Genomic DNA, 14,535 nt, shown 5'->3' on the forward strand with positions numbered 1-14,535 from the left:
CACCGGTCGCGCGGTCCGTGGGGACCGTACCGAGACGACCACCCGTACCGGGAAGCGCCCCGTTCCGGGCTACTTCACGAAGCGGTACTTCAGGTGGGTGGCGACGGGCGATTCGACCGCCCCGACCCCCTCGGGGTCCGCCGCCCGGCGCTCCCCGCCTCGAAGAACCGCATCCCCGTCCCGAGGAGCGCGGGTACCACGTGCAGCTGCAGCTCGTCGACGAACCGTTCCTAGAAACTGAGCGGGAGTGAGTCCTGTTGCCAGAACTCATGCTCAGCCGAACGCCCCGAACGGTGTTGGGCGTTCTGGTCCACCGTGTTCTCGCCGCGTCCGGCACGCACGGATCGCGTCCGTGGTCCGGGAACGCGGGGACGGTTTCCCTCACGCCCCGGGGTGCCCGGTCCGGCCTGGACGGTCCGATGCCCCGCACGATCGCTCTGGTCGTGCGGGGGCGGTGCCGTCCGTCGCCGGATCGGGTGCCCCAGGGCGCGCCTGCCGATGGCGATGCTTGCCGCATCGTGGCGGGTCATCGCGCGTTTGCTGCCGGTGAGGGGCTTCTGCCAGTGCTGGGCGCCCCACTTGGATGTGTATGCCGGGTCGACGGCGACCAGGGCGAGGCCGTGTTCGGCAGCCATGTTGACCAGCCGGGCCTTGAGTCTGCCGGTGGGGATGCCCGACACGAGTTGCCGGAAGGCCCGGCGGCGGCCGTGCTTCTCCCTGGTCTTTCCGTCGGAGAAGTCGAGGTCTTCGACCGCGATCGATTTCAAGCCGCGGGCCAGGGCCCAGTGGATCATCTGGGTGAGGGCGTGGCGGAGCTGGGCGTCGCGGTGGTCGGCGCCGCCCGACAGGTCGTAGAAGAACCGGTGAGGGTTGCCGACGGGATTACCGTGCGCGTCGAGGCGGTAGACGGCCAGGTGGTCGGCGTTGAAGTCTGCTGCTGCGACGCCGCCTGCGACGGCCGCGTCGACAGGAACGGCCTGGCCGGCGGGGCGCTTCCAGGAGGCGGTCAGGTACCAGCGGTCCCGGCCGGTGTCGTAGTGGATCTCGTAGGCCACGGCTCGGCCGGCCGTGACGCGGTCGGCCCATTCCTCGCCCCGGTGCTGGAATCGCACCCGGGCGGTGAGGACGTACCGGCCGCGCGGCGCGTTGGCCAGATGTGCCAGCGGCGCCGGGAGCTTGAGGGACACATCACCGTCGGGGTTGACGCGGATCGTCTCGTTCCCGAACGTCTTCCCGCTCTCGCCGTCCGCGCTCAAAAACCAGCGCGCGGCCTCCCAGCGCGCACGCCATTCGGCCGTGGTGAGTCCGGCGTCGTCGAGGTGGTGGCGTGTGTTCGCCAGGCGCTTGCCGCCCCGCACCACGTGCACGGTGCCGGTCTGCCAGTCGGCCTCCACCGCGGCGTGCCGGTCCTGAAGGACTGCCAGGCGGCGAGACTTGTGGAACCACTCGCTGCGGGACCGGTATCCGCCCGGGGCACGCTTGGTGCCCTTTTCGCCGAGTGGCAGGGACAGGCGATGCCTCAGCATCCCGATACCGGCATCCAGGTTCTGCAGGTGCGCAAGCTGCCCGCGGCGGGCGAGCGCGTACTGGTCGTGCGTGGCCTTCGTGACCGCACCGGCCCACCGGGACGACGACTCGGCCGTGAGGTTCCGCTTACGGGTGGCCCACTGATCGCTGTCACGGCGGTCGAAACCGGGCGCCGTGTAGGTGCGCAGGTCGCGGGTGGCGAGCGTGCCGAGGTGCACGCCGACCGAACGCAGGACCTTCTCGTCCTGTCCGGTCAAGCCCTTGAGCCGGTCGCGGATCGCCACGCCTGTCGCATCGGCTGCGACGAACGGCGCCCGGATCGGCCGGAACGTCACCCCGGTCCTGGTCAAGACGCCGCCGCCTCCAGCGCCTTCTGTGCCCGGTTCCGTGCCGAGCGGCGCCCGTACAGGCGGGCGCAGAACGAGGTGAGCACCTCCACCATGTCCCGTACCAGGTCGTCATCGACCTCGCCGTCGTCCAACACCACCAGACGACGCCCGGACGCCGACAGGGCGGCCTCCACCAGCTCGGTGTTCATCCGCCCCAGCCGGTCCTTGTGCTCCACCACGACTGTGGTCACATCCGGGTCCGCCAACAGGCGCCGCACCTTCACGCGGGAGCCGTTCATCCCGGAGCCGACCTCGGACTCCACCCGCACCATCCGGTGCCCGGCCTGCACCGCCCACGCCGTCAAACGCGCGGTCTGCCGCTCCAGGTCGGCCTTCTGGTCATGCGAAGACACCCGGGCATACAGGCCCACACCCCCGATGGCCTGCGGAGCCGTATGTGCCTCCACATTCACCAGGATCGTGCGCGAGCCCACACGCCGCGCAGGCACCGGCAGGGTTCCCTCACGAAACCACCGCCGCGCCGTCTGCGGATGCACACCCTGAGCTTTCGCCCACTCGGTCAGGTTCACGCCGCCGACAGTACGGAACACTCACTCATGAACGCTAATAATCACTCACGTATCACTAGAAAGAGTGCAGTTCGAACCCCAGGACGGACCGGATCGGCAAGAAGTTCGTCGGCACCCTCCAGCCCGCACTGGCCGGCCGGCCGGTGACCGAGGAGATCACCGGCACCCTCGGCCCGCTGGTCCAGGCCGTGGTGCCGGTGAACAACCCCGACGGCGTCGTGGTGGGTCTCGTGTCGGCCGGCATCACGACCGAGAGTGTCGGCGGCGTCGCCGAGGACCAGTTGCCGCTGGTCCTGGCCGCGGGGGCCGCCGCACTCGCGCTGGCCACCACCGGCGCGGCCCTGGTCAGCAGACGTCTGCTGCGGCAGACCCACGGCCTGGGCCCGCACGAGATGACCCGCATGTACGAGCACCACGACGCGGTGCCGCACGCGGTGCGGGAAGGCGTCGTCATCGTCGACGACGACGGCACCCTGCTCCTCGCCAACGACGAGGCACACCGGCTGCTCGGCCTGCCCGACGACGCGGAGGGCCGCGGCGTGCTCGACCTCTCCCTCGACCCCGGCACCGCCGACCTGCTGTCCTCGGGGCGGGTCGCCACGGACGAGGTGCACCGAGTCGGCGACCGGCTGCTGGCGGTCAACCAGCGTTCCACCGACCGCGCCGGAGGCCCGCCCGGCAGCGTCGCCACGGTCCGCGACTCCACCGAACTGCGCGCCCTCTCCGGCCGGGCCGAGACCGCGCGGGAGCGGCTCGACATGCTCTACGACGCCGGCGTGGGCATCGGGACCAGCCTGGACGTGGCCCGCACGGCCGAGGAGCTGACGGAACTGGCCGTACCGCGGTTCGCGGACTTCACCACGGTGGACCTGTTCGAGACGGTGCTGGCCGGCGGCGAGCCGGACGTGGCGGGGTCGGTGCGCCGCACGGCGTCGGCCGGCATCCACAAGGACACCCCGCTGTACCCGGTGGGCACCCAGACCCGGTTCGTCGGGTCGTCCCCGCAGGGCCGCAGCCTGGCCTCCGGGCGGTCGCTCGTCGAGCCCCGGCTGAGCGAGGCTCCGGGGTGGCGGGCGCAGGACCTGGAGCGCTCCGGGCAGATCGTGGCGTACGGCATCCACTCGCTGATCACCGTGCCACTGCGGGCCGGTTCCCTGGTGCTGGGCGTGGTCAGCTTCTGGCGTGCCGAGAGGCCCGAGCCGTTCGACGAGGAGGAACTGGCCCTGGCGGAGGAGCTGGTCGCGCGGGCCGCGGTGTCCATCGACAACGCCCGCCGGTACACGCGCGAGCACAGCATGGCGGTGGCGCTCCAGCGCAGTCTGCTGCCGCGCAGCCTGCCCGAGCAGAGCGCCCTGGAGATCGCCTACCGCTATCTGCCCGCGCAGGCCGGGGCCGGCGGCGACCGGTTCGACGTCCTGCCGCTGTCCGGTGCGCGGGTCGCGCTCGTGGTCGGCGACGTCGTCGGGCACGGGCTGCACGCGGCGGCCACCATGGGGCGGCTGCGCACGGCGGTGCACAACTTCTCGGCGCTCGACCTGCCGCCCGACGAGCTGCTGGGCCTGCTGGACGAGCTGGTCGGCCGCATCGACCAGGACGAGACGGAGCACGAGCACAGCGCCCCGGTGACCGGGGCGACCTGCCTGTACGCCGTCTACGACCCGGTCACCCGGCGCTGCGCCGTCGCCCGAGCGGGACATCCGCCGCCCGCGCTGATCCATCCGGACGGCACCGTGGAGTACGCGGACGTGCCCGTCGGCCCGCCCCTGGGACTGGGCGGGCTGCCGTTCGAGACGGCCGAGCTGGAGCTGGCGGAGGGCAGCCGGCTGGTCCTGTACACGGACGGGCTCGTCGAAGACCGGAACCACGACATCGACGCGGGTCTGGAGCTGCTGCGCGAGGCACTGTCCCGGGCCGGGGAATCCCCCGAGGACACCTGCCGGGCCGTGCTGGAGTCCCGGCGTCCGGCCAGGGCGCGGGACGACATCGCCCTGCTCGTGGCGCGTACGCAGGCGCTCACCGAGGACCGGATCGCCCAGTGGCCGGTGCCGTCCGACCCGGCGGCGGTCGCCGAGGTGCGCGCCACGATCGCACGGAAGCTGTCCGACTGGGGCCTGGACGAGCTGACCTTCACCACGGAGCTGATCCTGAGCGAGCTGGTCACCAACGCGATCCGCTACGGCGGCGGCCCCATCGAGGTGCGGATGCTGCGCGACCGCAATCTGATCTGCGAGGTCCTCGACAGCAGCAGCACCTCGCCCCATCTGCGGTACGCGACCATGAACGACGAGGGCGGACGCGGCCTGTTCCTGGTGGCGCAGCTGGCGGAGCGGTGGGGCACCAGGTATCTGCCGACCGGTAAGATCATCTGGGCCGAGCAGCCCATCCCGTGATCCACGGGGACTGCCCGGGGATCCGCGCATGAAGTCATAAGGTCCACTTATGAGTCCATAGACCGGACCCGCGTACCAGGTTAGGCATGCCTTAACTTAGGATTTCCGGCGAGGCTCTTGTCATCGCTCGAAGGGAACCTGACCATGCCCCGCCCCCTGCGGGTAGCCGTCGTGGGATCCGGCCCCGCCGGGATCTACGCCGCCGACGCCCTGCTCAAGTCCGATGCTGCCGCCGACCCGGGTGTCTCGATCGACATCTTCGAGCGCATGCCGGCACCGTTCGGTCTGATCCGTTACGGCGTCGCTCCCGACCACCCGCGGATCAAGGGCATCATCACGGCCCTGCACCAGGTGCTCGACAAGCCGCAGGTCCGATTGTTCGGCAATGTGGACTACGGTGCCGACATCCACCTCGACGACCTGCGCGCGTTCTACGACGCTGTGATCTTCGCCACCGGCGCGACCGCCGACCGGGCGATGTCCTCCGTCCCGGGCATCGACCTCGACGGCTCCTACGGCGCCGCCGACTTCGTCTCCTGGTACGACGGGCACCCGGACGTGCCGCGCACCTGGCCGCTGGAGGCGGAGAAGGTCGCCGTACTCGGGGTCGGCAATGTCGCCCTCGACGTCGCGCGCATCCTCGCCAAGACCGCGGAGGAACTACTGCCGACGGAGATCCCGCCGAACGTCCACGAGGGACTGCTGGCCAACAAGGCGCGGGAGATCCACGTCTTCGGCCGCCGCGGCCCGGCGCAGGCGAAGTTCAGCCCGATGGAGCTGCGGGAACTGGACCACTCCCCCACCATCGAGGTCGTCGTCGACCCCGAGGACATCGACTACGACGAGGGGTCGATCGCCACCCGGCGCGGCAACAAGCAGGCCGACATGGTCGCGAAGACGCTGGAGAAGTGGGCGATCCGCGATGTCGGCGACCGCCCGCACAAGCTGTTCCTGCACTTCTTCGAGTCGCCGTCGGAGATCCTCGGCGAGGACGGCAAGGTGACCGGCCTGCGCACCGAGCGCACCGAGCTCGACGGCACCGGCAACGTCAAGGGCACCGGCGAGTTCAAGGACTGGGACGTCACCGCGGTCTACCGCGCGGTGGGCTACCTCTCCGACAAACTCCCCAAGCTGCCCTGGGACATCGACTCCGGCACCGTGCCCGACGAGGGTGGCCGGGTGATCCAGGAGAGCGGCGAGCACCTGACGTCCACGTACGTCACCGGCTGGATCCGGCGCGGCCCCATCGGCCTGATCGGCCACACCAAGGGCGACGCCAACGAGACGGTGTCGAACCTGCTGGACGACTTCGCGAACGGACGGCTGCGGACGCCCGCGACGCCCGAGCCCGAGGCCGTGGACGCGTTCCTCGCCGAGCACTCCGTCCGCTACACCACCTGGGAGGGCTGGCACAGGCTGGACGCCGCGGAGAAGGCGCTGGGCGAGCCGCAGGGGCGCGAGCGCGTGAAGCTCGTCGAGCGCGAGGACATGCTGCGGGAGAGCGGCGCGTGAACTGACAGCGGACGCAACGACGCACCGCCGAGCGCCCGTTCGGTCCTCACGGACCGGGCGGGCGCTCCGTCGTGTCCGCAGGGTCCGTCGCGTCCACAGGGTCCGTGAGGCCCGTTCGGTCCGTGAGGGCCGGCCGGTGCGAGTGAGACCGGTGTTGTGTACTATCCGATTCTTCACTGAATCACCACATGATCCTCACGCAAGGATCATGCAGGGGGGATGAGTTCATGCGTATACGCATCGCTGCCGTCGCCACCACCGCCATTGCGGGAGCCCTGGCCGCACTGACGGCCGTTCCGGCGCACGCCGCGGAGTACAGCTCCGCGCTCAAGGTCCGCGGCGTCCAGTACGACGCTCCGGGGCCCGACTCCAACAAGTGCTCCACGGGCAACGCCCGGCACGAGTACCTGACGATCAAGAACTACTCGTCGACGACGACCGTGAACCTCAAGGGGTATGTCGTCAAGGACGCCGCCGGCAACCGGTTCGTCTTCAAGACCAACCACTACCTCGAGCCCCGCGACTACGTGAAGCTGCGCGGCGGCAACGGCACCGACTCCGACAAGAACAACGTCGTCTACCGCAACAACTGCAACTTCATCTGGAACAACGACAAGGACACGATCTACCTCGTCAAGCCCACGGGCAGCCGCGCCGACGTGCACGCGTACACCAAGCGCGGCTCCGACCGGGACGGCAACGGGTATATATCCTTCCACAAGTGACAGGTCCCTGCCGGGCCGTCAGTCCGTGAGGGGCAGGTGGCCCGTCTCCCCCGGCTGGAGGCGGGCCGCACGGTCCGGGAGACACACGTCGATGGGCCCGGGCCCCGACGACGGTACAGCGATCTCCACGCGCCCGCTTTCCAGCCGCAGCCGGACGCCCCAGTGGCCGCGGTAGCGCAGGGTGAAGCCGTAGGAGGACAACTCCGGCAGGGGCACCGGGTCCAGTCGCAGGCCGCCGTTGCGCGTCTCGAGACCGGGCAGCCCGCGCTGGACCAGGTCGAGGGTGCCGGCCATGGCGCCGAGGTGGACGCCCTCACCGGTGGTGCCGCCCTGGACGTCGGCGATGTCCCCGCGCAGGGCCTCCTGGCAGAACGTCCAGGCCTCGGCGCGCCGGTCGCGGGCCAGCACCCAGCCGTGGACAAGGCCGCTGAGGGTGGACCCGTGGCTGGTGCGGTGCAGGTAGTGGTCCACCGTGAGCCGCCAGGTCGCCTCGTCCAGCTCGTACCCCAGCCGACTGAAGAGGCCCTGCAGTTCGGCCGGGGAGAACAGGTACCCGAGCATCAGGACGTCCGCCTGCTTCGAGGCCCGGTAGCGGTTGACGGTGTCGCCCTCGCCCTCCAGGATCCGGTCCAGGCGCCGGATGTCCTCGTAGCGCCGCCGGTACTCCTGCCAGTCGAGCTCGGCGAGCTTTCCGTATCCCTCGAACTGGCTGATGACGCCGTCGTGGAACGGTACGTGCAGGGCGCGGGAGACCTCCTCCCACTTCTCGAGTTCGCTCCGGTCCAGGCCGGTGCGTTCGTCGAGTTCCCGTCGGCGGGGCTCGGGCAGGGAGCGCAGCACGTCGAGGGTGTGGGCGAGCACCCAGGCCGCGGTGACGTTGGTGTACGCGTTGTCGTCCAGTCCGGGCTCGGCGGCGTCGGGGTAGGCGTCGTGGTACTCGTCGGGACCCAACACGCCCTTGATGCGGTACCGGCCCAGGAGCGGATCGTAGGCGGCGGCGTCCGACCAGAAGCGGGAGATCTGCAGCAGCAGTTCGGCGCCCTTGGTGTGCAGGAACTCGGTGTCGTCGGTGGCCTCGCAGTACTGCCACACGTTGTACGCGATCGCCGATCCCACATGGTGCTGGAGGCGGGAGTGGTCGGGCAGCCAGTGGCCCGACCGCGGGTTGAGGTGGAGCTGTTGGGCCTCCTCCCGGCCGTCGCTGCCGCTCTGCCAGGGGAACATGGCCCCTCGGCGGCCGGCGTCCCAGGCAGCGGTGCGGGCCCGGTCGAGGCGTCGGTGCCGGTAGTGCAGCAGGGCCCGGGAGACCTCGGGGAAGTGCAGGTTGAGGTAGGGCAGCACGAACAGTTCGTCCCAGAAGACGTGCCCGCGGTAGGCCTCTCCGTGCAGTCCCCTGGCCGGTACGCCGACATCCAGGTCGGCGGTGTGCGGGGAGAGGGTCTGCAGCACGTGGAAGAGGTGCAGGCGCAGGATGGTGCCGGCCTCCCCGGGCACATCCAGTTCGCCCCGGCGCCACAGCTGGCCCCAGGCCGTCCGGTGGGATTCCAGCAGCTCTGCGAAGCGGGCGACGCGGCCCACCCGGTCGACGGCGGCATGCCGGGGGTCACTGATGGCCGGGTCGCGCGAGGTGTACAGCGCGACGATCTTGTCCACGGTCGCCGTACGGCCCGCGGTCAGGTGCAGCCGGGTCAGCTGGACGGCCCGCGGGTCCTTCTTGCGGAAGGTGACGGGCGCCTCGGAGAGCAGCCGGGACGCGAGGGCGATCCGGATGTCGGAGGTACGGGTGCGGCAGTGCAGCCACACGGTGTCCGGTGCCGCGCTGCCACTGTGCACATGGGTCAGATGCCGGCCGTTCAGGTCCCGGTAGCGGGCGACCCCCGCGTTGGTGATGCCGCCGTCGAGGGCCGCCTCGACCTCGAGTGCGCCGGGGTGCCGCTCAGCCGTGAACTCGGTCCGCAGCGCGGCCAGATGGGGGTCGGCCATGTGCACCAGGCGTTCCTGCCGCACCCTCAGCACCCGGCCCTCCCCCAGGTCGTACCGGGTCAGGCGTTCCAGCAGTCCCGAGGAGAGCTGGAGGGTCTCGCGGTGGTCGAGCACGGTCGCCGTGTCGGGGGTGAGCCACGGCCCGCCGGGCAGCCGGAACCGCAGGGGCAGCCAGTTGGGCAGGTTGACGAGGTCCTCGCTCTCGATGCGCCGCCCGGCCACCTCGGAGGTGAGCCGGTCGTAGCAGCCGGCCGCGTACGTTCCCGGGTAGTGCACGTCGTCGGCGACGCATTCCGGCAGCGCCCCCCGGGTGGCGAAGAAGCCGTTGCCGAGCGTGCACAGCGACTCCCGAAGGCGCACCTCGGCGGGGTCGTATCCCTCGTACTCCCAGATCCAGCCGGTCACGTCCGCGCTCCTTCCCCCAGGATGCCTGGCAAAAGGCTCCGGCGGTCCCGCACGGGGTACCCCGTGCGGGACAGGAACACACACCGGGCGGACCGTGCCTCCGGGTTACCGACGCGGAGCACGTGTGCGGGGAGGGCTAGCGCTCCCGCAGGGGCACGCGCCACACCAGGGTGGTGCCACGGTCCGGGGCGCTGTCGATCTCCAGGTCGCCGCCCAGTTGCACGGCACGTTCGGCCATGTTGCGCAGTCCGCTGCGGCGGCCGCCCTCCGGGATGCCCACGCCGTTGTCGGCAACGGTCAGCCGCACCTCTCGGCCGTCGGTCTCGAGGGCCACCTCGACCCGGTCGGCGCGCGCGTGCCGGGCGATGTTGGTCAGGGCCTCGGACAGGACGGCCACCAGATGGTCGGCGGTCTCCTTCGGCACATGGGTGTCGACCAGGCCCTCCATCCGCACGCTGGGCGCAAAGCCCAGCACGGGGGCCGTCTCGCCGACCATCCGTACGGCGCGGGCCCGCAGTCCGGTCCCGGAGGCGGCGTCGTGGGCGCGCAGGCCGAAAATGGTCGATCTGATGATCTTGATGGTCTCGTCCAGGTCGTCCACCGCCCGGGAGACCCGCTCCGAGGCCTCCTTGTGCTCGATGAAACGGCCGGCGCTCTGCAGCGTCATCCCGGTGGCGAACAGCCGCTGGATCGCCAGGTCGTGCAGGTCCCGGGCGATCCGGTCGCGGTCCTCGAGCACCGCGATCTGTTCGGCGTCGCGGCGGCGCTCCGCCAGTTCCATGGCCACGGCGGCCTGGGCGGCGAAGCCCTGCAGCGGCTCGATCTCCTTCTCGGAGAACTCGCTGCGGCCCGCGGCACGCACCAGCAGGACGATGCCCCGTACGCCGTCCTCCGACCCTACGGGCACGGCCACCGCCGGGCCGAGGCCTGCGAAGCGCGGCGGACCGGACGACACCCGCCCGTCGCAGGAGACGTCCGGGCTGGTGACGGGAGCGGCGCTGGTGAACGCCCGGCCCAGCAGGCTGTCGTCGACGGGGACGACGAGCCCGCGGTGGGCCTTTGCCTCCTGGCCCAGAGCGAGTTCCACGGTCAGTGATTCCGTGCCCTCCATCGGCACCGCCACCTCGGCGAGCGCCGCACCGGTGATCTCCATGGCCCGTTCGGCGATCAGCAGCAGGGCCTCACTGCCGCCGCTGCCGGACATCAGGGCGTGGGTGATCTCCGTGTTCGCCTGCAGCCACCGCTCCCGCAGCCGGGACTCCTCGTACAGCCGGGCGTTGTCAATGGCGACGCCGGCGGCGACGGCCAGGGTCGACAGGACCGACTCATCCTCCTCGTCGAACTGCGCCCCGGCACGCTTCTCGGTGAGGTACAGGTTGCCGAAGATCTGGTCGCGGACCCGGATGGGGACGCCGAGAAAGCTGTTCATCGGCGGATGGTGGGCCGGGAAACCGAAGGACGAGGGATGCCCGGACAGCTTCGCCAGCCGCAGCGGCTGGGGGTGGCGGATCAGCTCCCCGAGGATGCCGTGACCCTCGGGGTAGTGGCCGATGCGGGCGATCTCCTCCTCGCTGACGCCGACCGTGTGGAAGGCCGACAGCCGCTTACCGTCGGGGCCGATCACGCCGAGGGCGGCGTACTCGGCGTCCACCAGCACCGCCGCGGCGTCGACGATGCTGTGCAGGACCTGCTTCAGGTCCAGCTCGCGGCCCACCTCGAGGACCGCCTCCAGCAGGCTGTGCACCCGGTCGCGCGTGCCGCGGGCCGCGTCGATCCGGGCCTGGAGTTCCTCCAGCAGCTCGTCCAGCCGCATCTGCGGCAGCAGCGGACGGGGGTCCCCGTCCCGCTCGGAGCTCTCCACCCGTGGTCCTCCCGTTCGCTCGCCCTACCGGCAGCGTGTCCCCGGCAGGTCCACGTTAACGGGCGCGGCCCGGTCGCCTCCCACCGGTCGACGAACCAGGTGTCAGCGGACCGTGCGCCGCGGCCGGTCCTGCGCCTGGGTGGCGATCACGGCGGCCTGGATACGGCGTTCCACGCCGAGCTTGGCCAGCAGCCGGGAGATGTGGTTCTTCACCGTCTTCTCCGCCAGGTACAGTCGCTGGCCGATCTGCCGGTTGGTGAGCCCCTCGCCGACCAGGGCTAGGATCTCCCGCTCGCGTTCGGTCAGTCCGGGCAGGGCGTCCTGCTCCTCCTCCGGCTCCTGTTCCTGCCGCAGCCGGGCCATCAGGCGGGTGGTGGCGCTCGGGTCGAGCAGGGACTGTCCGGAGGCGACCGTCCGCACGGCCGTGACCAGGTCCGAGCCCTGGATCTGCTTCAGCACATAGCCGGAGGCGCCCGCCATGATCGAGTCCAGCAGGGCCTCCTCGTCGTCGAACGAGGTGAGCATCAGGCAGGCCAGATCCGGCAGCGTCGAGCGCAGCTCGCGGCACACGGTCACCCCGTCGCCGTCGGGCAGGCGGACGTCGAGGACCGCCACGTCGGGGCGGAGCGCGGGGACGCGGACCAGGGCCTGCTCGACGGTGGCGGCCTCACCGACGACGGTGATGTCCGGTTCGTCGTTCAGCAGGTCGTGCACTCCGCGGCGGACCACCTCGTGGTCGTCCAGCAGGAAGACCCGGACGGGCCGGGCGGGTGCCGGCCGCTCGCTGTCCGCCATCTGACGCTCCTTGTCCTCGTGTGCCGGGGCCGTACGCCGTGTCCCGGTGCTCCCGGCCGCCGGCCGCCGGGAGGTCCCTCACCGAGATCCTTCTCGATTCAGGGCCGAACGGCCAGGGCCGAACGGCCCTGAATCCTGTCGGGCCACCTGTTCTCCGCCGGCGTCCCGCGCCCTTCGGCGGGCCGGTCGACTCCCCCACCACTCCGGACGAGCTCCGGAGCGACTCCGGAGCTCGTCGGGTGCGAGCAGGGCCGGTCGGTCCGGGTGCCGGGGACCATCGGCATCTGGAGCGCGACGGGCGGCTGGGCCATCCTCGGGGACAGGAGCGGCACCGATCCCCCGCGGTGCCGCTCCGTCCACGGTACCGACGGTGGCGAACCACTGGACCGCCGGGCCTCCCCGCCGGTGCCGGCCCGCCGTCCGTACGCGGTTTCCTACCGGCCGGTAGCGCCATTCGGCGCCTGCGGCCCGCCCGGTAGGGCCGGGCGGCCCTACCGGCGGGCTCATTGCTGCGGATTGACTGGCCGGTATGTCCGAAAATCATGGCAGGCACGCGGCGGAGCCGACCCGGCGGATGCTCGCCGGAACGACGGTCGTCGCCCCCCGGGGTGAACTCGACCTGCTCACCGCGCCGGCCCTGTCGCAGCGCCTGGACGCACTGACCGCCGGCGCCTTTCCCGACCTGGTGCTCGATCTGCGCGCCGTGTCGTTCATCGACTGCTCGGGCCTGCGTGCGCTGTGCCGTGCGCGCCGGCGGGTCCTGTCCCGTGGTGGGCGGCTGCGGCTGATCACGCGCAGCCCCGGTCTGCTGCGGGTCCTCCACCACACCCGGCTCACCGGCGTGTTCGAACTCCTCCCCCGCCTGCCGGCGGAGCTCGGCGCGGCCGCCGCCCGCCCCACGGTGTGCAAAGGCCCCCGCCCCTGAACAACGTGCCATGCGTCCCGGGGCCGGGCCGACCGGCCCCATTGCCGGGGCTCCGCCCGGGACCGAAGGTCCTCTCCTGCCGGGCCGATGGGCCCGCAGCACCCCACGGGCAGTGGTTACCGCCGGAAACAGGCTCGTCGGATTGCTATACAGAAGGTGCCGCCGGTCCGGAACGGCGGCCCACATCCCGCACTTCGTCATGTCGTTGGGAGACCTCATGCTGTCCGAAGAATCCACCGCAGTGGTCCGGGCCACCCTTCCCGCCGTGGCCGGAGCGCTCGACGAGATCACCGCACGTTTCTACGGTGCGATGTTCCGCGACCGCCCCGAACTCCTGGACGGCATGTTCAACCGGGGCAATCAGGCCAGCGGGGCCCAGCGCCGGGCGCTGGCCGGTTCCATCGCCGGTTTCGCGCAGACACTGCTCGCCGACCCGGACACCCGGCCGGACGCCCTGCTGGCACGGATCGCGCACAAACACATCGCGGTCGGGGTCACCGACGACCAGTACACGATCGTGCACAAGTACCTGTTCGGCGCGATGGCGGAGGTCCTCGGCGACGCCGTCACCCCCGAGGTGGCCGCGGCCTGGGACGAGGTGTACTGGCTGATGGCAGGCGCCCTCATCGGACAGGAGGCTCGCCTTTACCAGGAGGCGGAGGTCGCGCCGGGTGAGATCTGGCAGCGGTGGACGGTCGTCGAACGGCGCGAGGAGACCGCCGACGTCGTGTCGTTCGTGCTGCGCCCGGCCGACGGCGGACCGGCACCGCGCGCACGGGCCGGGCAGTACGTGAGCGTACGGCTGCGGATGCCCGACGGGGTGCACCAGCTGCGCCAGTACAGCCTGTCCTCGGACCCCGGCGGCGCTCTCCGCCGCATCACCGTCAAGCGGGTCGCCGGGGACGCAAGGACACCGGACGGCGAGGTCTCCAACCTGCTCCACGCGCACACCCGCGCCGGTGACGAGCTCGCCCTGTCCGTGCCGGCCGGCGACGTGGCCCTCGACGAGGCGGACACCCCGCTGGTGCTGGTCTCGGCCGGGATCGGCTGCACGCCCATGGTGGGCATGCTCGCCCGGCTCGCGGCGACGGGTTCGGCACGCCGGGTCCTGGTGCTGCACGCCGACACCTCGCCCGAGGAGCACGCCCTGCGCGCCGAGGTACGGGCACTGGTGGAGCAACTGCCGGACGCCCGCGCGGTCTTCTGGTACGAACGGCCGGACGCCGAGGAGCCCGAGGCGCGCAGCGGCCTGATGGACCTCACCGGGATCGACGTCCCGGCGGACGCGTCGGTGTATCTGTGCGGCCCGCTGCCGTTCATGCGTACGGCGCGCGGCCGGCTCCTGGGCGCGGGCGTCCCCGCCCGGCAGATCAGCTACGAGGTCTTCGGCCCCGATCTGTGGCTCCCCGAAGCGGCCTGACCGCACCGTACGACGGGTGTGGGCCCTTCGCGCACTACGTGGGAAGGGCCCACACCCGTCGCGGCCCACACCC

General features: G+C 71.4%; 9 protein-coding genes and 1 pseudogene. 5 read left to right on the forward strand and 5 right to left on the reverse strand.

What is annotated here, in order from left to right; all coding sequences use genetic code 11:
• Positions 1 to 230: 230 nt before the first annotated feature.
• Both ACFPZI_RS01140 and ACFPZI_RS01145 read right to left on the reverse strand, forming a co-directional pair.
• Positions 231 to 1,877 carry an IS200/IS605 family accessory protein TnpB-related protein gene (locus ACFPZI_RS01140; RefSeq protein ID WP_381356851.1) on the reverse strand — a complete coding sequence of 549 codons (1,647 nt, stop codon included), beginning with the start codon at positions 1,875 to 1,877 and terminating at the stop codon, positions 231 to 233.
• A complete protein-coding gene (locus ACFPZI_RS01145; RefSeq protein WP_381356853.1) occupies positions 1,874 to 2,446 on the reverse strand; it encodes an IS607 family transposase in 573 nt (190 codons plus the stop codon). Before ACFPZI_RS01145 ends, ACFPZI_RS01140 begins: the two co-directional genes overlap by 4 nt.
• 71 nt (positions 2,447 to 2,517) lie before the next feature.
• Here ACFPZI_RS01145 and ACFPZI_RS01150 point away from each other — a divergent pair.
• The 3 genes and pseudogenes from ACFPZI_RS01150 to ACFPZI_RS01160 all read left to right on the forward strand — a co-directional run.
• A pseudogene (locus tag ACFPZI_RS01150) lies at positions 2,518 to 4,836 on the forward strand (SpoIIE family protein phosphatase); the annotation flags it as partial.
• Positions 4,837 to 4,980: 144 nt separating this feature from the next.
• The gene (locus tag ACFPZI_RS01155) at positions 4,981 to 6,348 is read left to right on the forward strand and encodes an FAD-dependent oxidoreductase (protein ID WP_381356856.1); all 1,368 of its coding nucleotides are present in this window, start codon (positions 4,981 to 4,983) and stop codon (positions 6,346 to 6,348) included.
• 227 nt (positions 6,349 to 6,575) lie between these two features.
• Positions 6,576 to 7,073 carry a lamin tail domain-containing protein gene (locus ACFPZI_RS01160; RefSeq protein ID WP_381356859.1) on the forward strand — a complete coding sequence of 166 codons (498 nt, stop codon included), beginning with the start codon at positions 6,576 to 6,578 and terminating at the stop codon, positions 7,071 to 7,073.
• Positions 7,074 to 7,091: 18 nt separating this feature from the next.
• On the opposite strand, the gene ACFPZI_RS01165 is transcribed toward ACFPZI_RS01160, so the two are convergent.
• The 3 genes from ACFPZI_RS01165 to ACFPZI_RS01175 all read right to left on the reverse strand — a co-directional run bounded on the left by ACFPZI_RS01165 (position 7,092) and on the right by ACFPZI_RS01175 (position 12,117).
• Positions 7,092 to 9,461, reverse strand: coding sequence for a glycoside hydrolase family 65 protein (locus ACFPZI_RS01165; protein ID WP_381356861.1), 2,370 nt, complete (start codon positions 9,459 to 9,461; stop codon positions 7,092 to 7,094).
• Between the two features lie 136 nt (positions 9,462 to 9,597).
• A complete protein-coding gene (locus tag ACFPZI_RS01170) occupies positions 9,598 to 11,274 on the reverse strand; it encodes a sensor histidine kinase (protein ID WP_381357367.1) in 1,677 nt (558 codons plus the stop codon).
• A 150-nt stretch (positions 11,275 to 11,424) separates the two neighbouring features.
• Positions 11,425 to 12,117: a response regulator gene (locus ACFPZI_RS01175; protein WP_381356864.1), complete on the reverse strand. Its 693-nt coding sequence runs from the start codon at positions 12,115 to 12,117 to the stop codon at positions 11,425 to 11,427.
• A 529-nt stretch (positions 12,118 to 12,646) separates the two neighbouring features.
• Between ACFPZI_RS01175 and ACFPZI_RS01180 the strand changes: the two genes are divergently transcribed.
• Positions 12,647 to 13,042 (forward strand): STAS domain-containing protein, encoded by a 396-nt coding sequence (locus tag ACFPZI_RS01180; protein WP_381356867.1) that lies wholly within the window; start codon positions 12,647 to 12,649, stop codon positions 13,040 to 13,042.
• Between the two features lie 217 nt (positions 13,043 to 13,259).
• Positions 13,260 to 14,462 (forward strand): globin domain-containing protein, encoded by a 1,203-nt coding sequence (locus tag ACFPZI_RS01185; protein WP_381356868.1) that lies wholly within the window; start codon positions 13,260 to 13,262, stop codon positions 14,460 to 14,462.
• Positions 14,463 to 14,535 lie beyond the last annotated feature (73 nt).

This window comes from Streptomyces chlorus (assembly GCF_042655885.1).
Lineage (GTDB): Bacteria > Actinomycetota > Actinomycetes > Streptomycetales > Streptomycetaceae > Streptomyces > Streptomyces chlorus.